Genomic DNA, 20,526 nt, shown 5'->3' on the forward strand with positions numbered 1-20,526 from the left:
CAAGGCGCGGGTTTCTCCGACTTTCGACGGCTTGTGTGCGTAGGATCTGCTGTGTATCTTGATCAGCCTTTGGCCGTTTGGGCGGTCACGACCCTGTTTTGAGATTGGCCCCACGAGGCGAATCCTTTGTTATCTATATAAAAATTGAGGAGCACATCGATGCGCGTCATTCTGCTGGGAGCTCCCGGGGCCGGTAAAGGTACTCAGGCTAAGTTCATCACCGAAAAGTTCGGCATCCCGCAAATCTCCACCGGCGACATGCTGCGTGCTGCGGTCAAGGCCGGCACCGAGCTGGGCCTGATCGCCAAGAGCGTCATGGACAGCGGTGGCCTGGTTTCCGATGACCTGATCATCAATCTGGTCAAGGAACGCATCAGCCAGGCGGATTGCGCCAACGGTTTCCTGTTCGACGGTTTCCCGCGCACCATTCCTCAGGCTGAAGCCCTGGTGAAGGCCGGCGTCGAGCTGGACCACGTGGTCGAAATCGCGGTCGATGACGAAGAAATCGTTCAGCGTATTGCTGGTCGTCGTGTTCACGAGGCCAGCGGCCGCGTGTACCACACCGTCTACAACCCGCCAAAAGTTGCTGGTAAAGACGACATCACCGGCGAAGATCTGGTGCAGCGCAAGGACGACACTGAAGAAACCGTGCGTCATCGCCTGTCGGTCTACCACTCGCAGACCAAGCCACTGGTGGATTTCTACCAGAAGCTGTCGGCGGCTCAAGGCAAGCCGAAGTACAGCCACATTGCTGGCGTCGGTTCGGTTGAAGCGATCACCGGCAAGGTGCTTGAAGCGCTGAGCTGAAAAGTCTGAATCGCTTCATCTTCTACGGCCCGCTTGCGGGCCGTAGTTGTTTATACTGGCGCACTTTTTCTGACCTCTCTTACGGAAACATCGATGAGCACCTTGCTGGCCCTGGACACCGCGACTGAAGCTTGCTCCGTTGCCTTGCTGCATGACGGCAAAGTGACGAGCCATTACGAGGTGATCCCGCGCCTGCATGCGCAGAAGCTGTTGCCGATGATCCAGCAATTGCTCGCCGATGCCGGGACCACCTTGCAAGCGGTCGATGCCATCGCTTTTGGCCGTGGGCCGGGCGCATTCACTGGCGTGCGTATCGCCATCGGCGTGGTACAGGGCCTGGCGTTTGCCCTGGATCGCCCGGTCCTGCCGGTGTCGAACCTGGCGGTGCTGGCGCAGCGGGCGTATCGCGAACACGGTGTGAGCCAGGTCGCGGCCGCCATCGATGCGCGCATGGATGAAGTGTACTGGGGCTGCTACCGCGAAACGGCGGGTGAGATGCGACTGGTCGGCAACGAAGCCGTATTGCCGCCGGAAGTGGCGGCGTTGCCGGCGGATGCCAGCGGTGACTGGTTTGGCGCCGGCACCGGTTGGGGTTATGCCGAACGCATCGCCGTCAGCCTGAGCGGTCAGGACGCGGGCATGCTGCCTCACGCCGAAGACCTGCTGACCTTGGCGCGATTTGCCTGGGAACGGGGTGAAGCGATTGTGGCGGACGAGGCGCAGCCGGTTTATCTGCGGGACAAGGTTGCGACGCCCAAGGCGCGTTAATCAGCGATACCGAGTTGTCTCCTTCGCGGGCAAGCCTCGCTCCTACAGGGTTTGCGCGGCCCCTGTAGGAGCGAGGCTTGCCCGCGAAGGCGATTTAGGGGATGTAACCAATCGTCGTTTTATCCCCCCGCCTTTAAACCTTTTCGCAATTCTGTGTTCTAGTTATCACCAAGCGGTTTGCGAAGTGGGCTATGCGCCACTAAACTGCCATCACTGATACCGAGCATGACATTATGCGCATAGACGGCCTTTCTTCTCAGTCCTACCCCATCAAGCGCAAGCCTCGCAAAGGGCATGTGGTTGAAGACGAATCCGTCGATATCGAGGGCGAGCTGGAATTCCCTTCGGAAGAGCAAATGGCCGCCCGCGCCGCCAAAGCCTCCGCGCAGCGCCTGAGCAATCTGCCGGCGCGCCAACAAGACATGATTTACCACCGCGCCATGAGCAAAAGCGTCGCGATGGCCCTGGCCAGCTATCTCAGCACCGCCAATTTTGTCGATTGGGATTCGGATGTGATGGGTCTCGACCTGTATATCTGATGCGGCTGCCTTACTACCTCGGCTGCCCGTCCTGGAGTGAAAACGCCTGGCGCGATTATCTTTATCCGCAAGACGCGAAAACCTCCGAATTTCTCAATCTGTATTCTCAAGTATTCAACGCCGTGGAAGGCAATACGACCTTCTACGCGAGCCCGGCTGCCAGCACCGTGCAGCGTTGGGCCGAGACCATGCCCGAACACTTTCGCTTCACTGCCAAGTTCCCCGGCGACATCAGCCACGGCGGTGACCTGCGCGAACAATTGACCGCCACCGAAACCTTCCTGCAATTGCTCAGCCCTTTGGGCGAGCGGGTCTCGCCGCTGTGGTTGCAGTTGTCGAAAAGCTTTACGCCGCAACGATTGCACGAGCTGGCGGGTTTTATCGACGCGGTGGACCGGCCGCTGGCCATCGAAGTGCGGCATGACGATTTCTTCGCCAAGGGTGAGGCCGAGCGCTCGCTCAATCGCCTGCTGCTGGACCGCGGTGTCGAACGTATCTGCCTCGATCCGCGGGCGTTGTTCAGTTGCACGTCCACCGATCCTTCGGTGCTCCACGCCCAATCGAAGAAACCCAGGGTTCCGCCACGTCCGGCGGCCTTCACGCAATTCCCGCAAGTGCGCTTCATTGGCCATCCGCAACTGGAAGCCAACGACCCGTTCCTGGTGCCCTGGGTCGAGAAAATCGCCCTGTGGATCGAAGAAGGGCGCACGCCGTATATCTTCCTGCACACCGCCGACAACCTGCTGGCGGCGAAACTGGCGCAACGTTTTCACGCAAAGCTGATGCTGCGTTTACCTGGCTTGCCGCCGCTGCCTGAGCTATACAGAGAGCCCGCCGCGGAGCAACTTGGCCTGCTCTGAGGCGGATTCCCTGCCTTTTTCAGGAGCCTGCCAATGGATGCGCAAACCCTTCGAGCCCAAGCCTTCAAAGCACTGCATGAACGCGCCGGGGCTTTTGTCATTCCCAACCCGTGGGACGCCGGCTCGGCGAAAATGCTCGCCAACCTGGGCTTCGAGGCGCTGGCGACCACCAGTGCCGGTTTTGCCTTTTCTCAGGGGCGACCCGATGGCGGGCTGACGCTGGACGATACCCTGGCGAACGTTCGGGCGATTGTCGCGGCGACGGACCTGCCGGTTGCGGTCGATCTGGAAAACGGTTTTGCCGACGACCCCGCCGAATGCGCCCAAAGTATTCTGCGAGCCGCTGCAGCAGGCGCTGTCGGTGGTTCGATCGAAGACGCCACGGGACGTGCAGACGCGCCGATTTACTGCTTCGAGCATGCAGTGGCGCGAATCGAAGCCGCCGTCGCCGCCGCCCGCAGTTTGCCGTTCCCGTTCACGTTGACGGCCCGGGCCGAGAATTTTTTGCATGGCAATCCCGATCTGGACGACACCATTCGCCGCTTGCAGGCCTTTGCCGAAGCGGGCGCCGATGTGCTCTATGCGCCAGGTTTGCGCAGTGCTGAAGACGTGTTGGCGGTAGTGCGCGCCGTGGCGCCGAAACCGGTCAATGTGTTGATGTCCGGCGGGTTGAAACTGACGGTCGAGCAGTTGAGCGAAATGGGCGTCAAGCGTATCAGTGTCGGTTCGGCGCTTGCGCTGGCAGCGCTTGGCGAATTCTACCGCGCGGCCGAAGAGATCAAGACTTCGGGCACGTTCGGCTTTACCTCGCGGTCGATGCCATACGCACAGGCCAATCAATTGTTCAAAGGCTGACAACGCGGTTTTTGCGGGTGATCGCTCACCCGCTACAAACTGATGCGGCTACGCGAGGTGGGGGTGTTGCTGAGGGTCAGGCGGCGATACGCAGGTTCTGCAGCACGATCGGGCGCGCCCAGCCGATATCGAAATCGAAGTTTTTCTGTTGTTCCGCCAGTTCTTCCGGCGGGAACGGCGGGAATGGTTTGTCCAGCAGGTCCATTTCGAATTCGGCGATCGGCAGGTGCAGTGGGCGTGGTTGCGGCGCCGGGCCGGCTTCTGGCACGGGTTGCCCCGCCGTCAGTACGATCGGGCGAACCCAGCCGCTTTCGAAGTTCTGCTGCTTTTGCTGGGCAGCGATTTCTTCCGGTGGGAACGGTGGGAATGGTTTGTCGGCCAGGTCCATTTCGAACTCGGCGATCGGCAGGAACAGCGGCTCGGGTGGCTTGACCTGGGTTTCCTTCACATCGCATTCGCGCTGGGAAACGATGTGCGCCAGCAGTTCGCTGCCAACCGTGGGTTCTTCCGGGCTTTCGAGATCGACCGGTGGAAAGTTGAGAGACGCCGGAACGACATCGCCCGACTGTTCGGCCAGGGCCTGGGCAAAGAAATCCTGCCACAGGTGACTGACGCCGCTCAGTGCTTGGGAGTTTCGCAGGCCAAAATCGCCGTGGGGCGAGATGTAACCTATCGATGTGCGTTGAATGTCTGACATTTCTCTCGGTCGACGCTCAGCTCTGGCAAAATGCTCGTTAGTTTTGTTATCGGCCGTTTCTGCCGATCATTAATTTTTTTGAGCGTGTTTTCCCATGATTGAGCAACCGGCGGCTTGCCGCATCCATGTCGAGGCCCTGGGCACGGCTTTTCAGCCACAGGCCGAGCAATGGGCCGAGCGCCTGGGCCTGCCTTTGCAGGTCGATGACGGCGAATTTGCCTTGCAGGTGGGTGAACAGGGTTTGCAACTGCAACAGCTCGGCCCGGACGCACCGGGACCGGTGCGGGTGGACTTCGTCGAGGGTGGCGCCGCCCATCGCCGGTTGTTCGGCGGTGGCACCGGTCAGATGATCGCCAAGGCGGTCGGCATCGCCCAGGGCGTGCGTCCGCGGGTGCTGGACGCCACGGCGGGGCTGGGCAAGGACGCGTTCGTGCTGGCGAGCCTGGGTTGTGAGATGAGCCTGATCGAGCGTCAGCCGCTGATCGGCGCCTTGCTTGAAGATGGCCTGGCGCGCGGCGCGGAAGATTTCGACGTCGCGTCGATTGTGGCGCGCATGCGATTGCTCAAGGGCAACTCAATCGAAGTCATGCGCAACTGGGAAGGCGAGCCGCCGCAGGTCATCTACCTCGACCCGATGTTTCCCCATCGTGAGAAAACTGCGCTGGTGAAGAAGGAAATGCGCCTGTTCCGGCCGTTGGTGGGGGATGACCCGGATGCACCGGCGTTGCTCGAAGCGGCGTTGGCATTGGCCAGCCACCGGGTGGTGGTGAAGCGTCCGCGCAAGGCGCCGTGCATTGCCGGGCCGAAGCCGAGCCATGCGCTGGACGGGAAATCCAGTCGGTATGACATTTATCCGAAGAAGGCGCTCAAGCCTTAAGACCGCGTCGCCCCCTTCGCGGGCAAGCCTCGCTCCTACAAAAGCACCGCGGCCCCTGTAGGAGCGAGGCTTGCCCGCGAAGAGGCCAGTCCAGACACCCAATAATTAACAGGCTGTCTCTGGCCGATAAGCCCGCATAAACAACTCCACCACTTCCCGCACATGTTCCTCCGCCGCATCCCCGGTCAACGGTTCGCCACAGCCATACAACAACCGAAAATTCCCCGCGCCCTTGAGCAGGCAAAAGAAATGCTCCGCCGCGTTACGTGGCTTGTCGATGCTCAACACACCGCTCTGATCAACCTTGGTCAGTAGCCGTTCCATGCCATGCAGCATGCGTTCTGGCCCGGCCTCGAAGAAGATCTGCGAGAGTTTCGGGTCCTGGCTGCCCAGCGTCATCATCAACCGGTGCAGGTTCACCGATTCATCGCTGTTGATCAGGTGATGAAAACCGCGCGCGATATTCAGCAGCACCGTCTCCACTGAAATGCCGTCAGGCAATTCGAAAAACAGCGTAGGCAATTGTTCTTCGCATTTGGCGACAACGGCGGCGGAGAACAGCGTCTCCTTGTCGTTGAAATGGCTGTAGACAGTCAGCTTCGACACGCCAGCTTCGGCCGCGACGGCGTCCATGCTGGTGCTCGCATAGCCATTGCTCAGGAACAGGATTTTCGCCGCATCGAGGATTGCCTGGCGTTTGGCCAGATCCTTGGGGCGGCCCGGACCATTGGGTGCTGAAAAGTTGTTCGGCATTATTCGCTTTTAATACTGGACTGGTGAGTTTGCTATTAATAACATACTGGTCAGTATAATTATTCCAAGCACCATTAGCGAAAGGTCCTTCACCATGTTCCGCTATGCCTTGCCCCTCGCATTGCCAGTCAGTCTGGCGCTTTTATTGTCTGCGTGTGGTCACGAAGAGGCGCCGCAAGTCACCGTCCGACCGGCCATGGTGGTGCAGCCAGAGCCTTCGGCGCAGGCGATGGAAAGCTATCCCGGTGAAGTCCGTGCTCGCTACGAGCCGGATCTGGCGTTTCGCATTGGCGGCAAAGTCAGCCGACGACTGGTCGAAGAAGGACAGCGGGTCAAGGCCGATCAACCGCTGGCCGAACTCGATCCCCAGGACGTCCGCCTGCAACTGGAAGCCACCCGCGCTCAGGTCGCGGCGGCCGAAGCCAATCTCAATCTCGTACGTGCCGAGCGCGATCGCTACAAGACCCTGATGGATCGTCAGATGGTCAGCCGCTCGCAGTACGACAATTCCGAAAATCTATACAGATCCGGTGAAGCGCGCCTGAAGCAGATCAGGGCTGAATTCAACGTCTCGACCAACCAGGCCAGCTACGCCGTGCTGCGTGCGCCTCAGGATGGTGTGGTGGCCAAGCGAGCGGTGGAAGTCGGGCAAGTCGTCGCCGCCGGTCAAACCGTGTTTACCCTCGCCACCGATGGCGAGCGCGAAGTGTTGATCAGCCTGCCGGAACAGAGCTTCGGTCGTTTCAAGGTCGGCCAGCCGGTGTCGGTGGAACTCTGGACCCAACCTGACCAGCGTTTTGCCGGGCGCATCCGTGAGTTGTCGCCCGCCGCTGATCCCAAGTCCCGCACCTTCGCCGCCCGCATTGCGTTTACTGCCGGCAAGGTTCCGGCCGAGCTCGGCCAGAGCGCCCGGGTGTTTATCCAGACTGCCGACGTCGTGGCGCTGTCGGTACCGCTCTCGGCGGTTACCGCCGAAAACGGTGCCACCTACGTGTGGGTGCTCAGCGCCAACAACACCCTGAAGAAAGCGCCGGTCCGGGTCGGCCCGTTCGGCGAGAAAACCGTGCCGGTGCTCGAAGGCCTGAACGCCAGTGACTGGGTGGTGGCGGCCGGTGTGCATGTGCTTCACGACGGGCAGCAAGTGCGCCCGGTGGATCGCTCCAACCGCGTGGTCAATCTAGCGGGCAAGGAGTAATCCCCGATGGGTTTCAATCTTTCCGAATGGGCGCTGCGTAACCGCCAGATCGTACTGTTCCTGATGCTGTTGCTGGCCATCGTCGGCGCACTTTCCTACACCAAACTGGGCCAGAGCGAAGACCCTCCGTTCACCTTCAAGGCCATGGTGATCCGCACCAACTGGCCGGGGGCCACCGCCGAGGAAGTGTCGCGCCAGGTCAGCGAACGCATTGAAAAGAAGCTGATGGAAACCGGCGAATACGAGCGCATCGTGTCGTTCTCTCGACCGGGTGAATCCCAGGTGACGTTCGTTGCGCGTGACTCCATGCACTCGGTGGAAATTCCGGATCTCTGGTACCAGGTCCGCAAGAAGATCGGCGACATTCGTCATACCTTGCCACCGGGCATTCAGGGCCCGTTCTTCAACGATGAATTCGGCACCACCTTCGGCAACATCTACGCGCTGACCGGCGACGGTTTTGATTACGCGGTGCTCAAGGACTACGCCGACCGAATCCAGATTCAGCTGCAACGGGTCAAGGATGTGGGCAAGGTCGACCTGCTCGGGTTGCAGGACGAGAAGGTCTGGATCGAACTCTCCAACGTCAAACTCGCCACCCTCGGTTTGCCATTGGCGGCGGTGCAGCAGGCACTTGAAGAGCAGAACGCGATGTCCACGGCCGGTTTCTTTGAAACCACCAGTGAGCGATTGCAGCTACGGGTTTCGGGGAATTTTCAGACGGTCGAAGAGATCAGGAACTTCCCGATTCGCGTCGGTGATCGCACGTTCCGTATCTCCGATGTCGCGGACGTGCGTCGTGGTTTCAACGATCCTCCGGCGCCGCGCATGCGTTTCATGGCCGAAGACGCCATCGGTCTGGCCGTGGCGATGAAGGACGGCGGCGACATTCTGGTGCTGGGCAAGGCGCTGGAAATCGAGTTCGCCAGGATCCAGAAAAACCTTCCGGCCGGCATGCAGCTGCGCAAGGTTTCCGATCAACCCGCCGCGGTGAAAACCGGTGTCGGTGAGTTTGTCCAAGTGTTGGTGGAAGCCCTGGCCATCGTGCTGTTGGTGAGCTTCTTCTCCCTCGGCGTACGCACCGGCATGGTGGTGGCGCTGGCGATTCCGCTGGTGTTGGCGATGACCTTCGCCTGCATGTATTACCTGGGCATCGGCCTGCACAAGATTTCCCTTGGCGCGCTGGTGCTGGCGTTGGGCTTGTTGGTGGACGACGCGATCATCGCCGTGGAAATGATGGCGATCAAAATGGAGCAGGGCTTTGACCGGATCAAAGCCGCGAGTTACGCCTGGACCAGCACCGCGTTCCCGATGCTCACCGGCACGCTGATCACGGCTGCCGGTTTCCTGCCGATTGCCACTGCGCAATCGGGCACTGGCGAGTACACGCGTTCGATCTTCCAGGTAGTGACCATCGCGCTGCTGGCGTCGTGGATTGCCGCCGTGGTTTTCGTGCCGTATCTGGGGGAAAAACTCCTGCCGGACCTGGCGAAGATTCATGCAGCGAAACACGGCATTGGTCAGCCTGATCCGTACGCCACGCCTTTTTATGAACGTGTCCGACGCCTGGTGGAGTGGTGCGTGCGCTGGCGCAAAACGGTGATCACGTTGACAGTGGTGTTGTTTATCGCCTCCATCGTGTTGTTCCGTTTTGTACCGCAGCAGTTCTTCCCGGCCTCGGGACGACTGGAGTTGATGGTCGATCTGAAACTGGCCGAAGGCGCTTCGCTGAGCAACACCGCCGACGAGGTTAAACGCCTTGAAGGTTTACTGAAGGATCACGCTGGCATCGATAATTACGTGGCCTACGTCGGTACCGGTTCGCCGCGCTTTTACCTGCCGCTGGATCAGCAACTTCCTGCGGCGAGCTTCGCCCAGTTTGTCGTCCTGGCCAAGACCATCGAGGACCGCGAAACCTTGCGCACCTGGCTGATCGAAACCCTCAACGAGCAATTCCCGGCCCTGCGTTCGCGGGTGACGCGTCTGGAAAACGGCCCGCCAGTGGGCTATCCGGTGCAGTTCCGGGTCACCGGCGAACACATCGAGGACGTCCGCGCCCTGGCTCGAAAAGTGGCGGCCAAGGTTCGCGAGAATCCCCATGTGGCCAACGTCCACCTGGACTGGGAAGAACCGAGCAAAGTGGTTTATCTGAATGTCGATCAGGACCGCGCCCGCGCGCTCGGCGTGAGCACCGCGAATCTGTCGAAGTTTCTGCAAAGCTCGTTGACCGGTTCCAGCGTCAGTCAGTACCGCGAAGACAACGAGTTGATCGAAATCCTGCTGCGCGGCACATTGCATGAGCGCACTGAACTGTCGTTGCTGCCGAGCCTGGCGGTGCCGACCGACAACGGTCGCAGCGTGGCGTTGTCGCAGATCGCGACGCTGGAATACGGCTTTGAAGAAGGCATCATCTGGCACCGCAACCGCTTGCCGAACGTGACGGTCCGCGCCGATATCTATGGCAAGGAACAACCGGCGACGCTGGTGCAGCAGATCATGCCGACGCTCGATCCGATCCGCGCGGAACTGCCTGACGGCTACTTGCTGGAAGTCGGCGGCACCGTGGAAGATTCCGCCCGTGGGCAGAATTCGGTGAAGGCCGGTGTGCCGCTGTTCATCGTTGTGGTGCTGACGTTGTTGATGCTGCAACTGCGAAGCTTCTCACGCACGGTGATGGTGTTTCTTACAGCGCCATTGGGATTGATCGGGGTGACCCTGTTCCTGATGGTGTTCCGCCAGCCGTTCGGTTTCGTGGCCATGCTCGGGACCATCGCGCTGTCCGGGATGATCATGCGTAACTCGGTGATTCTGGTAGACCAGATCGAGCAGGACATCGCCGCCGGGCTCAAACCGTGGCAGGCGATTATCGAAGCCACGGTGCGTCGTTTCCGGCCGATCGTGCTGACCGCACTCGCCGCCGTATTGGCGATGATCCCGCTGTCACGCAGCGTGTTCTTCGGGCCGATGGCGGTGGCGATCATGGGTGGATTGATTGTCGCGACGGCGTTGACGTTGCTGTTTTTGCCGGCGCTGTATGCGGCGTGGTTCCGCATCAAGAAAGAAACGGTTTGATGGGTGGTCTTGGCGGCCTTCGGGCCGACCAGGTTCTTGGTTATTAAGTACATATCCATTTCTGCGGTTACGGCCGCTTATGGTTTCGCCCTTACGGCGAGGCACTTTTTTCAAACGCCAAAAAAGTACCCAAAAAGGCTCGCCCCGGCGTCCGGCCCCTCGCTAAGGCTCGGCGTACCCTCGCTCCGGTCCTGCTCCGTGGGCCGCCGCCATCGGCCATCCATGGCCGGGGGCGGCTAACCCGGCATCCATGCCGGGTTGCCCACTGCGCAGAACCTCCACTCGGCCTCCCGAAGGGGCGGGTGGATCAAGATCAAGAGCTGCAGGCGAGCTAACGCTCGGCCTGATGAGTGGTGAGAAGCGAGTGTACGCCGATCCCCTGTAGGAGCCGGCTCGCTGCGGGCGGCGTTCCGACGATGGCGGCCTGACAGCCGACCTGTTTTCGCGGATGTACCACGCCTTTGTAGGAGCCGGCTTGCCGGCGAACGCGGTGTGTCAATCGACATCAAATTCGACTGACACTCTGTATTCGCCGGCAAGCCGGTCTCGTTCCCACAATGGCGTTGTGTTGAGGCTTAGAGCGAACCAAACACCTTCTTCGCCAAACTGGTCGCCGCCGCCGCAGGGTTCTGGCGAATGGTTTCTTCCTGTTTGCCGATCATCTCGAACAAACCGTTCAGGGCCTGCTCGGTCACGTAGCTTTCGATGTTGGCGCTTTTCGCATCCACCACGCCCATGGTCGCGGCTTGTCCGGCGAACGAGTTGTACTGCTTGGCCAGGCCAACCTGGTCGGTGGCTTGTTTGACGATCGGCAGGAACTTGGCGCGGATCTGTTCGCGGCTGGTTTTGTTCAGGTATTGCGTGGCGGAGTCATTACCGCCGCTGAGAATGCCCTTGGCATCGTCGACCGTCATCTTCTTCACGGCATCCACGAGGATCGGCTGAGCCTGGACCACGGCCGTTTCCGCCGCTTTGTTCATGCTGGTTTCCAGCTGATCGACCTGATCGCCCATGCCGAACTGTTTCATTTTGCTGGCGACCTTGCCCAGTTTGCCCGGCAGTTCGATCTTCACGTCCGGGTTGTTACTGAAGCCGCCCGGCGTGCCGAGTTGTTTCACGGCCAGTTGCGCGCCTTGGGTCAGGGCATCCTTGAGACCGCCGGTAGCGTCCTTTTGCGACAAGTCACTGAGTGACAGCGCCATGGCACTGGCGGAAATCATCAAACCTGCACACAGGCCGGCGAAGCGAAGGGTAGGGCGGAACATGGCGGCTTCCTTGTTCGGAAAAAAATGAGCAAAAAAAGAATTAACGGACGGCGTCGACGCGAATTTTCAGTGGCTGCGGGTCGCTGCCATTCAGTTGTACGGCGTGATGTTCGGTGGTGATGAACATCAGTTGGCCTTTTACTTCGATTCGCGCGCTGACGGAATAACGATGGCCGGGTTTGACCTGGGCCGGATCGTAACTCAGATGGAACGGCAGTGGCACCTGGCCTTTGACCGGGCCTTTCTGCTCGTCGAGTACCACGGCAGGAGCGTCGGCCAGCGATACGTCCTGCAAGCTGACGCTCAGGGTGGCAGTCGGCGGCAGGGCGATGCGTTGCAGGTAGAAGACTTCGCCATCGAGGCTGGTTTTGGCGGCGGGTTGCATTGATTGACAGGCCCCCAGCAAAGCGGTCATGGCCAATAGAGAGAGTTTTTTCATCGGTTATCTCCGTATCAATGTGGGAGCGGGCTTGCTCGCGAATGCGGTGTATCAGTCACATCATTGCTGAATGACACACCGCATTCGCGAGCAAGCCCGCTCCCACAGGGTTTTGCGTTATGTCTCGGGCTGTGTGGCGACCAGATCCGCCGCATCTTCGCTGCGATGCAACGCCACCTGACGGATCGACAAGCGGATCTCCGCCGACAACACCCGTTTCGCCGCACCTTCGGCCAGTTCGCCGAGCAGTTCGTGATAGCTCAGCTTGCCGGCCTCGTCACGCTTGAGCACGTCGAGGTCGAGCATCGTCTGGATGAAGTGGCGGAACAGGCTCTTGTCGAAAAATTCCGGCGCGTTTAAGCCATGCAGGATCGACAGGCGCTGGGCCATCACGGTGCAGAGGTCTTCCAGTTCTTCGGCGCTGATGCTGTTCTGGCCGCTGTTGAGCAGCAGGGAGACCGTCATGTAGAAGCGCTGCAAGGTCTGGGCGATGCTCTTCGACAGCAGCGTCAGCAACACGAAATGCCGCGAGCTTGGCGCCGGACGCAGGTAAACGTCGTTCTCGAAACGCAGCAGGCCTTGCTCGACGAACGCTTCGAGCCATTGATCGATCACGGCATCCAGTTCGTCCAGCGACCAGCGAATGAACAGCTCCGATTGCAGGTACGGATACAGTGCGCGGGTGTAGCGCAGGATCTGCTCGCGGCTCATGCGCGACGCACTCTGGAAGAAACTCGCGAGCAACGCCGGCAACGCGAAAATGTGCAGCACGTTGTTGCGGTAGTAAGTCATCAGGACGGCGTTTTGCTCATCCAGATAGAGGATTTTGCCCAGCGCATCGCTTTGCTCGGACAGCAGGTCCATGTCCTTCACATGCTCGATCAACGCGCGTCCGTCACCTTCCGGCAGCGTGGTGTGCGGCGAGTACGGAACCTTGCGCAGCAGCGCCAGATACAGATCCAGCACCCGCGCCATGGCGCGATCGTCCAGTGCCAAACGACTGGTGGAGAGCAATGCCAACGCCACGAGGTTGACCGGATTGATCGCTGCCGCTTCGTTCAGGTGCTGCGCGACTTTCTCGCCGAGGCGGTTGGTGGTTTCGTTGAGCCAGGCCGGTTTGAACTGCGGGCCGAGTTCCTGTTGACGCCAGTCTGGCTGTTCGCTGTCGAGGAATTCCGCCAGTTTGATCGGCTCGCCGAAGTTCACCGCCACCTGGCCGAAACGCTGCTTCAGGGCGCCGATGACTTTGAAGATGTCGAAGATCGATTCTTTCTTCTTGCTCGCACCACGCAGTTCGCCGAGGTAAGTCCGGCCTTCCAGTACGCGCTCGTAGCCGATGTACACCGGCACGAACACGATCGGCATGCGCGAGGAGCGCAGGAAGCTGCGCAAGGTGATCGCGAGCATCCCGGTTTTCGGTTGCAACATGCGCCCGGTGCGCGAGCGGCCGCCCTCGACGAAATACTCGACCGGAAAACCTTTGGTGAACAGGGTGTGCAGGTATTCGTTGAACACCGAGGTGTACAGCGGGTTGCCCTTGAACGTACGGCGCATGAAGAATGCGCCGCCACGACGCAGCAGGCCGCCGATCCCTGGCATGTTGAGGTTGATCCCGGCGGCGATGTGCGGCGGGGTCAGGCCGTTGCGGAACAGCAGATAGGACAGCAGCAGGTAGTCGATATGGCTGCGGTGGCACGGCACATAGATCACTTCGTAACCCGGGGCGACTTTCTGCACGCCTTCGATGTTGTTGACCTTGATGCCGTCGTAGATCTTGTTCCAGAACCAGCTCAGCACCACTTCCATGAAGCGGATCGCGGTGTAGGTGTAGTCCGAGGCGATCTCGTTGCCGTAGCGCAGGGCCTGGGCCTTGGCTTTCTCCGGGGAGATATTCTCGCGTTCGGCTTCGTCGAGGATCGCTTGCTTGACCAGCGGCTGGTTGAGCAGGCCTTTGACCAGGTTGCGACGGTGGGAAATGTCCGGGCCGATCACCGCGGCTTTGAGGTTGCGGAAGTGCACCCGCAGAATCCGTTGGGCCATGCGCACGGTGCGCTCGTGGCCCTTGTCGTGCTCGATCAGTTCGCGCAGGTGAATCGGCGCGGAGAATTGCACGCGGGTCTTGCGCCCCAGCACGATGATGCTCAGCAAGCGGCGCAGGCGCCCGGTAACCGCCCAGCTATCGGCGAACAGCAGCTTCCACGGACTCGATTCGCTGTCCGGCGACTGGCCCCAGAACACGCTGACCGGAATGATCTGCGCGTCTTCGGCAGCGTTCTGGCTCAGGGCGCTGACCAGTCGGGTCAGGGTCGGTGGCGCGCCGCGTTTGTCCTGGCGACCGAGCCAGTCGGGCTCCGGTGTCAGGTAAAAGAACGCGGCAGGTTCCAGCAGATTGCCGACAGACACCGGCAGCACCGGGCGCGGCAGGCCCGCCTTGCTGCATTCGGTGTCGACCACGGCGAGGTCGGTCAGCGAAGGGTTTTGCAGGACATAGAACACCGGACGGCTGCGGTCGAGGTTGAGGGTGAACGACGACTGATTGATCGTCTCCGAGCGAACCCAGAGATAGAGCAGTCGGCGCAGGGTGCCAAACACAAGACGGCGGAACGGGGAACGGGTCATACGGCTTCTGCGTGAGTGGAATAAACCGAGCGTTTGCTCGGGCGGTCGATAGTGTGCCGGATTCACTGAAAATCGGCAAAAAAGCGGCAATCAAAGTGCTATTGAGAGATTAAATGTCTGACATATACTCGGCGCACTGTCGCCGTCACCCTCATGGGACCGGTATGCGCAGGCTGACGTTCCCGAGGCTTTCCTGCGAAAAGCCCGATCAATAATAAAAAGGGAGTATGAACAAATGGCAACACGCGAAACCGGCAACGTGAAGTGGTTCAACGACGCCAAGGGCTACGGTTTCATCCAGCGCGAGGACGGGGTGGACGTGTTCGTGCACTACCGCGCGATTCGCGGTGAGGGGCATCGTTCGCTGACTGAAGGCCAGCAGGTCGAGTACGGCGTTGTGACGGGGGAGAAGGGGTTGCAGGCTGAGGATGTGGTGGGGCTGTAAACCCACCCTCAAGATCACCCAAAACCTACTGTAGGAGCGAGGCTTGCCCGCGAAGGCGTCATCACTGACGCTAAAAGCTTCGCGGGCAAGCCACGCTCCGACAGGTTCGTGGTGTGATGGGTTAAGCAGTTTTCCAGGTGATCTCTTCTTCGCCATCGGCGCTGATGCGCATCCAGCGATCCGCTGTCTCTTCACCTTCTTCCTCGACCCAACTGCCCGGCGCGCAACGTACTTCTACGTTCAGCGCGGCAAACGCGGCGCGGGCGCAGGCGATGTCGTCTTCCCACGGGGTCTGGTCGCTTTCCAGGTACAGGCTGTTCCATTTTCCTACCGCTTTCGGCAGCCAGGTCACTGGCACGTTGCCAGCCTTGCACTTGTAGGTCTGACCTTTCTGAACCCAATCGGTGCACGGGCCCAGAGCCGCGCCGAGCCAGGCGGATACGGCCTTGTGGTCGACGTCGGCGTCTTTCAGGTAAATCTCGATATCGGGTTGGCGCATGGATGTCCTCACTGCGGGTCTGAAAAATCCATTCGCGGATTTAGCCGGCCTCAAGCTGCTGCTCAAGACCAAAAATTAAGATTGAAGAACAAAATAATCGTAGCGCATCGAAACAGTGACCTCGAACGGTTCCACTTGTTCGATGACCGCCGCCCGGCGTTCGGCACTGGCGCGCCAGCCGTGAGGCGTCATGGCCAACAGGTTGGCGCGATCCTGACCACTTGCAAGCGTCAGCTTGAATTCCAGCGTTTCACTGTGTTGCAGCGCCATGCCGTCCGGCACCAGGGCCAGATGCTTGTCGTCGGTGTACTCACGCACTTCGTCGTACAGCCGCTCGCGCAATTCCATCAGGTGGCCGCTGGTCGGCCCGACTTTCATCAAACCGCCGCCGGGGCTGAGCAGGCGCTTGGCTTCTTCCCAGTCCAGCGGGCTGAAGACGCTGGCGAGAAACTGACAACTGCCGGACGCCAACGGCACCCGCGCCATGCTGGCGATCAACCAGGTCAGCTGCGGGTTGCGTTTGCAGGCGCGTTTGACCGCTTCCCGGGAGATGTCCAGTGCGTAACCGTCTGCGTTCGGCAACGCCTCGGCAATTTGCGCGGTGTAGTAACCCTCGCCACAACCGATGTCCAGCCAGCGCTGCGGCGCGTATTGCGCCGCCAGCTCAGCGAGACGCCTGGCCACCGGCGCGTAATGCCCGGCGTTCAGGAAGTCGCGCCGGGCTTCGACCATCGCCAGGTTATCCCCAGGGTCGCGGCTGTTCTTGTGCTGCACCGGCAACAGGTTCAGGTAACCCTGGCGCGCGCGGTCGAAACGATGCCCGGCGGGGCAGGCCACGCCGTTGTCCACCGCGTTCAGCGGTTCGCTGCAGATCGGGCAGGCAAGCATCAGGCGAGCAACTTGATCAGGGTCTGGTAGTAGATTTCGGTCAGCACGTCGAGGTCGGCGGCCAGCACGCGCTCGTTGACCTGGTGGATCGTCGCGTTGACCGGGCCCAGTTCAACCACCTGTGTACCCATGGTCGCGATAAAGCGCCCATCGGAGGTGCCACCGCTGGTGGAGGCTTTGGTTTCGCGACCGGTGATGTCCTTGATGCTCGACGCGACGGCGTCCAGCAACGCGCCCGGTTCGGTGAGGAACGGCAGACCGGACAGCGCCCAGTCGATGTGCCAGTCCAGGCCATGCTTGTCGAGGATATCGGCGACGCGCTTCTGCAAGCCTTCAACAGTGGACTCGGTGGAGAAGCGGAAATTGAACACCGCTATCAGATCACCGGGGATCACGTTGGTCGCGCCAGTGCCGGAATTCACATTGGAAATCTGGAAACTGGTCGGCGGGAAGAAATCGTTGCCGTGGTCCCAATGCTCGGCGGCCAGTTCGGCCAGCGCCGGGGCGGCAAGGTGGATCGGGTTCTTGGCGAGGTGCGGATACGCGACGTGACCTTGCACACCGTGCACCGTCAGTTTGGCGCCGAGGGAACCGCGACGGCCATTCTTGACCACGTCACCCACCAGGGTGGTGCTCGACGGTTCGCCGACGATGCACCAGTCCAGACGCTCCTTGCGGGCGGCGAGGCGCTCAACGACTGCCTTGGTGCCGTGGTGCGCCGGGCCTTCTTCATCGCTGGTGATCAGGAACGCGACTTTGCCCTTGTGATCCGGGTAATCGGCGACGAAGCGCTCGGCGGCCACGGTCATGGACGCCAGGCTGCCTTTCATGTCGGCCGCGCCACGACCGCAGAGCATGCCGTGTTCGTCGATCAGCGCGTTGAACGGGTCGATCTGCCAGGCGGTCACCGGGCCGGTCGGGACCACGTCGGTGTGGCCGGCGAAGCACAGTACCGGGCCGTCGTGCTTGCCGTGGGTGGCCCAGAAGTTATCCACATCTTCGATGCGCATTGGCTCAAGCATAAAACCGGCATCGCCCAGGCGCTGCATCATCTGCTTCTGGCAATCGGCGTCGACCGGCGTCACGGACGGACGGCGGATCAGGTCGATGGCGAGTTGAAGGGTCGGCGAAAGGTCGGCGTGGGCCGTCATGGAAAACTCCGGTGCTTTATCTGTAGGAGCGAGGCTTGCCCGCGAAGAACGATAATGAGGTGTATCTGTTACACCGAGTCGCTTCGTTCGCGGGCAAGCCTCGCTCCTACGGGAAATGGGGGGCAAGGCCTGGAAAATGGCGGTTATCTTAAAGCAAAACGGCGGCCATTGGCCGCCGTTTAGTGCATCTGCAAAGATTTAGACTGCCGGTGCCGTTTCGGCCTCGACGGCCGGTTTCGGCAGCGAGGACAGGAACGCCATGATCAGCGCCGCCAGGTACGGCAGCGACTGCACCAGCAACATGATCACCCAGAAGCGCATGTCGTTGCTCGGCAGCCCGTTCACCAGGAAGATCCCCAGCGCCGCGCCCCACAACAGCAGCATGATGAACATCTCTTCACGCGCTTCCGAAATCGCCACCCAGAAGCCGTGGTTATCGGCGTTTTTCGGCGTGCGGAAGAACGGAATGCTGCTGGTGAAGAAGCCGTACAGCACCGCTTTGGCGATGGTGTGCGACAACGCCAGCCCGGCCAGCGCCGCGCAGAACGCATCCTTGAGGTTCACGCCAACGGCGCGACGGTAGAGGAAGATGATCTTGCCGACCTTGAACACGAACAGCGCCAATGGCGGGATCGCGAAAATCAGCAACGGCGGATCGACCCGCTGCGGCACGATGATCATCGCCGCCGACCACAACAGTGCGCCCACGGTGAAGAAGATGTTCATGCCATCCGCCACCCACGGCAACCAGCCCGCGAGGAAGTGGTAGCGCTGGCCACGGGTCAGCTCGGTGTCCTTGCCGCGCAGCAGACTGGCGGTGTGACGCTTGATGATCTGAATCGCACCGTAGGCCCAGCGGAAACGCTGTTTCTTGAAGTCGATAAAGGTATCGGGCATCAGGCCTTTGCCGTAGCTGGTGTGGTAGTACGCCGCCGACAAGCCTTTCTCGAACACGCGCAGACCCAACTCGGCGTCTTCGCAGATGCACCAGTCGGCCCAGCCGAGTTCCTCGAGCACCGAGCGCCGGGTCATGGTCATGGTGCCGTGCTGGATGATCGCGTCGCGGTCGTTACGGGTGACCATGCCGATGTGGAAGAAGCCTTTGTATTCCGCGTAGCAGAGCTTCTTGAAGGTGCTTTCGTTCTGGTCGCGATAATCCTGCGGCGACTGCACCACAGCGATTTTCGGATCGGCGAAGTGCGGCACCATGTGCTTGAGCCAGTTCGGGTCGACGCAGTAGTCAGAGTCGATCACCGCAATCACTTCGGCATCCTTGGCGGTGTGCGGAATCAGGTAGTTCAGCGCGCCGCCCTTGAAGCCGGCGAGCGGTGCGACGTGGAAGAACTTGAAGCGCGGGCCGAGGGTTGCGCAGTAATCGCGCACCGGCTCCCAGACGGCCGGGTCCTTGGTGTTGTTGTCGATGATCAGGACTTCGAAGTCCGGATAGTCGAGGTTGGCCAGGGCGTTGAGGGTCTGTTTGACCATCTCCGGCGGCTCGTTGTAGCACGGCACGTGAATCGAGACTTTCGGCCTGTAGTCCGAATCGCCCACCACCGGCAGGAATTCACGCCGGCGTTTGTGGGTCCAGACCGCTTCGGCCAGTTCATGCGCCTCGGTCAGCAGGACGATAAAGACCCCGAGTGCGCCGAGTGCGAGGAGAAATCCTACGGTCAGGCTGAACCAGGTGCTGTATTGCTGGCTGTAGTCGTAGCCGATCCACACCAGCACCGAACCGCACAAGAAGGCGATAAAAGTCAGGAAGGTGCGGCCACGTTGACGCAGGGCCGAGCCGTCAATCATCAGCAAGGTCAGGGACAGCAGGGCCAACACCGCCGAGCCGATGGCCAGCACGCGCCATTGCGGGATCGCGACGACCGGGCCTTCGAAGTTGAATTTCTGCTGACGCGCAGCGTTGAACACGCCCCAATACGCGCCCACCGAACCTTCGTCACTGGCCTTCCACGGCTGGTCGAATGCTTCGATCACGAAGTAGTTGAAACCCTGGCGGTTAAGCTTGTTCACCAGCGTACGCAGGTAGATCGCCTGATCTGCCGGGCTCGCATCGGTGCCGCCACGCATGCGGCCGTTGCTCGGCCAGCCAACCTCCGAGAGCAGCAGTGGTTTTTTCGGGAACATCTTTTTCAGGTCGCGAGCGCGGTCGAGGACGAACTGGCCGGCCTTGTCCACCGGGATGTATTCCCAGTAAGGCAGCACGTGCGCGGCAATCAGGTCGACGTGCTTGGCCAGTTCCGGGTGTTCTTCCCAGACGTGCCATTGCTCGGACGTGGTGACCGGCACCTTCACGGCTGCGCGAACGCGATCAAGGAGCACGCTCAGTTCGGCAGCGGTAATTTCCTTACGGAAGATGGCCTCGTTGCCTACGACCACACGAACCACGCTGCGTGAGGAGTTGGCGATTTCGATGGCCCGGGTGATTTCCCGCTCGTTGCGTTCCAGGTCCGGGCTGATCCAGATCCCCAGGGTGACCCGCAGGCCGAATTCCTCTGCCAGTTTGGGAATGTCTCCCAGGGTGCCATCGACCGAGTAGGTACGGATGTTGTCCGTCAGCTTGCTCATGATCTCCAGATCGCGACGCATTTGATCGTCGGTCGGATACTGCTCTTTCTGCGGATACTGGCCTTGCTGGAACGGCGAGTACGAGAAACCGGAGATCTGTTCAGGCCAGTTGGGGGCGGTGACCGGGCGATTGATCAGCGCCCAGAAGCCGGTAAACAAGGCTGCGATGGCGAGCACCACGACCAGGTTGAGTCCAAATTTACGCGATGACATAGCTATT

At 60.6% G+C, this 20,526-nt stretch carries 18 protein-coding genes; 9 read left to right on the forward strand and 9 right to left on the reverse strand.

Annotated elements, in window-relative coordinates:
* Positions 1 to 159 precede the first annotated feature (159 nt).
* The 5 genes from adk (at position 160) to IB245_RS20370 (ending at position 3,829) form a co-directional block, all read left to right on the forward strand.
* Positions 160 to 807 (forward strand): adenylate kinase, encoded by a 648-nt coding sequence (gene adk, locus IB245_RS20350; RefSeq protein WP_008039344.1) that lies wholly within the window; start codon positions 160 to 162, stop codon positions 805 to 807.
* A gap of 93 nt (positions 808 to 900) precedes the next feature.
* A complete protein-coding gene (gene tsaB / locus IB245_RS20355) occupies positions 901 to 1,575 on the forward strand; it encodes a tRNA (adenosine(37)-N6)-threonylcarbamoyltransferase complex dimerization subunit type 1 TsaB (RefSeq protein ID WP_192228483.1) in 675 nt (224 codons plus the stop codon).
* A 233-nt stretch (positions 1,576 to 1,808) separates the two neighbouring features.
* Positions 1,809 to 2,114 carry a hypothetical protein gene (locus IB245_RS20360; protein ID WP_008039348.1) on the forward strand — a complete coding sequence of 102 codons (306 nt, stop codon included), beginning with the start codon at positions 1,809 to 1,811 and terminating at the stop codon, positions 2,112 to 2,114.
* The gene (locus tag IB245_RS20365) at positions 2,114 to 2,974 is read left to right on the forward strand and encodes a DUF72 domain-containing protein (RefSeq protein ID WP_008039350.1); all 861 of its coding nucleotides are present in this window, start codon (positions 2,114 to 2,116) and stop codon (positions 2,972 to 2,974) included. The genes IB245_RS20360 and IB245_RS20365 overlap by 1 nt, the downstream gene beginning before the upstream one ends.
* Positions 2,975 to 3,007: 33 nt before the next feature.
* Positions 3,008 to 3,829 (forward strand): isocitrate lyase/PEP mutase family protein, encoded by an 822-nt coding sequence (locus tag IB245_RS20370; RefSeq protein ID WP_192228484.1) that lies wholly within the window; start codon positions 3,008 to 3,010, stop codon positions 3,827 to 3,829.
* A 76-nt stretch (positions 3,830 to 3,905) separates the two neighbouring features.
* On the opposite strand, the gene IB245_RS20375 is transcribed toward IB245_RS20370, so the two are convergent.
* A complete protein-coding gene (locus tag IB245_RS20375) occupies positions 3,906 to 4,526 on the reverse strand; it encodes an energy transducer TonB (RefSeq protein WP_192228485.1) in 621 nt (206 codons plus the stop codon).
* 94 nt (positions 4,527 to 4,620) lie between these two features.
* Here IB245_RS20375 and IB245_RS20380 point away from each other — a divergent pair, with 94 nt between their 5' ends.
* Positions 4,621 to 5,403 (forward strand): class I SAM-dependent methyltransferase, encoded by a 783-nt coding sequence (locus IB245_RS20380; protein WP_008035485.1) that lies wholly within the window; start codon positions 4,621 to 4,623, stop codon positions 5,401 to 5,403.
* A 105-nt stretch (positions 5,404 to 5,508) separates the two neighbouring features.
* On the opposite strand, the gene IB245_RS20385 is transcribed toward IB245_RS20380, so the two are convergent.
* Entirely contained in the window at positions 5,509 to 6,156 is a 648-nt protein-coding gene (locus IB245_RS20385; protein WP_008039356.1) for a TetR/AcrR family transcriptional regulator, read from the reverse strand.
* A 94-nt stretch (positions 6,157 to 6,250) separates the two neighbouring features.
* Here IB245_RS20385 and IB245_RS20390 point away from each other — a divergent pair, with 94 nt between their 5' ends.
* Positions 6,251 to 7,351, forward strand: a complete 1,101-nt coding sequence (locus tag IB245_RS20390) for an efflux RND transporter periplasmic adaptor subunit (protein WP_008039358.1) — start codon at positions 6,251 to 6,253, stop codon at positions 7,349 to 7,351.
* A 6-nt stretch (positions 7,352 to 7,357) separates the two neighbouring features.
* Complete coding sequence (locus IB245_RS20395; RefSeq protein WP_192228486.1) at positions 7,358 to 10,423, forward strand: efflux RND transporter permease subunit; 3,066 nt, start codon at positions 7,358 to 7,360, stop codon at positions 10,421 to 10,423.
* A 575-nt stretch (positions 10,424 to 10,998) separates the two neighbouring features.
* Here the strand turns inward: IB245_RS20395 and IB245_RS20400 are convergent.
* From IB245_RS20400 to plsB, 3 genes are all read right to left on the reverse strand, one after another.
* Positions 10,999 to 11,688: a DUF4197 domain-containing protein gene (locus IB245_RS20400; RefSeq protein ID WP_008039365.1), complete on the reverse strand. Its 690-nt coding sequence runs from the start codon at positions 11,686 to 11,688 to the stop codon at positions 10,999 to 11,001.
* A gap of 40 nt (positions 11,689 to 11,728) precedes the next feature.
* Positions 11,729 to 12,127 (reverse strand): YbaY family lipoprotein, encoded by a 399-nt coding sequence (locus tag IB245_RS20405; protein WP_192228487.1) that lies wholly within the window; start codon positions 12,125 to 12,127, stop codon positions 11,729 to 11,731.
* A 117-nt stretch (positions 12,128 to 12,244) separates the two neighbouring features.
* Entirely contained in the window at positions 12,245 to 14,746 is a 2,502-nt protein-coding gene (gene plsB, locus IB245_RS20410) for a glycerol-3-phosphate 1-O-acyltransferase PlsB (RefSeq protein ID WP_192228488.1), read from the reverse strand.
* 235 nt (positions 14,747 to 14,981) lie between these two features.
* Here plsB and IB245_RS20415 point away from each other — a divergent pair, with 235 nt between their 5' ends.
* Complete coding sequence (locus IB245_RS20415; protein WP_008035470.1) at positions 14,982 to 15,191, forward strand: cold-shock protein; 210 nt, start codon at positions 14,982 to 14,984, stop codon at positions 15,189 to 15,191.
* Between the two features lie 121 nt (positions 15,192 to 15,312).
* Here IB245_RS20415 and IB245_RS20420 read toward each other — a convergent pair whose 3' ends face one another.
* The 4 genes from IB245_RS20420 to IB245_RS20435 form a co-directional block, all read right to left on the reverse strand.
* A complete protein-coding gene (locus IB245_RS20420) occupies positions 15,313 to 15,690 on the reverse strand; it encodes a hypothetical protein (protein WP_008035469.1) in 378 nt (125 codons plus the stop codon).
* 75 nt (positions 15,691 to 15,765) lie between these two features.
* Positions 15,766 to 16,578 (reverse strand): putative RNA methyltransferase, encoded by an 813-nt coding sequence (locus IB245_RS20425; RefSeq protein WP_008039372.1) that lies wholly within the window; start codon positions 16,576 to 16,578, stop codon positions 15,766 to 15,768.
* The gene (dapE, locus tag IB245_RS20430) at positions 16,578 to 17,729 is read right to left on the reverse strand and encodes a succinyl-diaminopimelate desuccinylase (protein ID WP_192228489.1); all 1,152 of its coding nucleotides are present in this window, start codon (positions 17,727 to 17,729) and stop codon (positions 16,578 to 16,580) included. The genes IB245_RS20425 and dapE overlap by 1 nt, the downstream gene beginning before the upstream one ends.
* Before the next feature lie 198 nt (positions 17,730 to 17,927).
* Positions 17,928 to 20,519: a glycosyltransferase gene (locus IB245_RS20435; RefSeq protein WP_032829235.1), complete on the reverse strand. Its 2,592-nt coding sequence runs from the start codon at positions 20,517 to 20,519 to the stop codon at positions 17,928 to 17,930.
* Between the last annotated feature and the right edge of the window lie 7 nt (positions 20,520 to 20,526).

This window comes from Pseudomonas sp. PDM02, assembly GCF_014852285.1.
Taxonomy (GTDB): Bacteria; Pseudomonadota; Gammaproteobacteria; order Pseudomonadales; family Pseudomonadaceae; genus Aquipseudomonas; species Aquipseudomonas migulae.

What these genes read in the sequence shown, in the direction of transcription:
- IB245_RS20365 (WP_008039350.1), top strand. Translation starts at nt 2,114, where the DNA reads ATGCGGCTGCCTTACTACCTCGGCTGCCCGTCCTGGAGTGAAAACGCC.
- IB245_RS20420 (WP_008035469.1), bottom strand. Translation starts at nt 15,690, where the DNA reads ATGCGCCAACCCGATATCGAGATTTACCTGAAAGACGCCGACGTCGAC.
- IB245_RS20380 (WP_008035485.1), top strand. Translation starts at nt 4,621, where the DNA reads ATGATTGAGCAACCGGCGGCTTGCCGCATCCATGTCGAGGCCCTGGGC.
- IB245_RS20375 (WP_192228485.1), bottom strand. Translation starts at nt 4,526, where the DNA reads ATGTCAGACATTCAACGCACATCGATAGGTTACATCTCGCCCCACGGC.
- tsaB (WP_192228483.1), top strand. Translation starts at nt 901, where the DNA reads ATGAGCACCTTGCTGGCCCTGGACACCGCGACTGAAGCTTGCTCCGTT.
- IB245_RS20385 (WP_008039356.1), bottom strand. Translation starts at nt 6,156, where the DNA reads ATGCCGAACAACTTTTCAGCACCCAATGGTCCGGGCCGCCCCAAGGAT.
- IB245_RS20435 (WP_032829235.1), bottom strand. Translation starts at nt 20,519, where the DNA reads ATGTCATCGCGTAAATTTGGACTCAACCTGGTCGTGGTGCTCGCCATC.
- IB245_RS20360 (WP_008039348.1), top strand. Translation starts at nt 1,809, where the DNA reads ATGCGCATAGACGGCCTTTCTTCTCAGTCCTACCCCATCAAGCGCAAG.
- IB245_RS20400 (WP_008039365.1), bottom strand. Translation starts at nt 11,688, where the DNA reads ATGTTCCGCCCTACCCTTCGCTTCGCCGGCCTGTGTGCAGGTTTGATG.
- dapE (WP_192228489.1), bottom strand. Translation starts at nt 17,729, where the DNA reads ATGACGGCCCACGCCGACCTTTCGCCGACCCTTCAACTCGCCATCGAC.
- IB245_RS20390 (WP_008039358.1), top strand. Translation starts at nt 6,251, where the DNA reads ATGTTCCGCTATGCCTTGCCCCTCGCATTGCCAGTCAGTCTGGCGCTT.
- IB245_RS20425 (WP_008039372.1), bottom strand. Translation starts at nt 16,578, where the DNA reads ATGCTTGCCTGCCCGATCTGCAGCGAACCGCTGAACGCGGTGGACAAC.
- IB245_RS20405 (WP_192228487.1), bottom strand. Translation starts at nt 12,127, where the DNA reads ATGAAAAAACTCTCTCTATTGGCCATGACCGCTTTGCTGGGGGCCTGT.
- IB245_RS20370 (WP_192228484.1), top strand. Translation starts at nt 3,008, where the DNA reads ATGGATGCGCAAACCCTTCGAGCCCAAGCCTTCAAAGCACTGCATGAA.
- IB245_RS20415 (WP_008035470.1), top strand. Translation starts at nt 14,982, where the DNA reads ATGGCAACACGCGAAACCGGCAACGTGAAGTGGTTCAACGACGCCAAG.
- adk (WP_008039344.1), top strand. Translation starts at nt 160, where the DNA reads ATGCGCGTCATTCTGCTGGGAGCTCCCGGGGCCGGTAAAGGTACTCAG.
- IB245_RS20395 (WP_192228486.1), top strand. Translation starts at nt 7,358, where the DNA reads ATGGGTTTCAATCTTTCCGAATGGGCGCTGCGTAACCGCCAGATCGTA.
- plsB (WP_192228488.1), bottom strand. Translation starts at nt 14,746, where the DNA reads ATGACCCGTTCCCCGTTCCGCCGTCTTGTGTTTGGCACCCTGCGCCGA.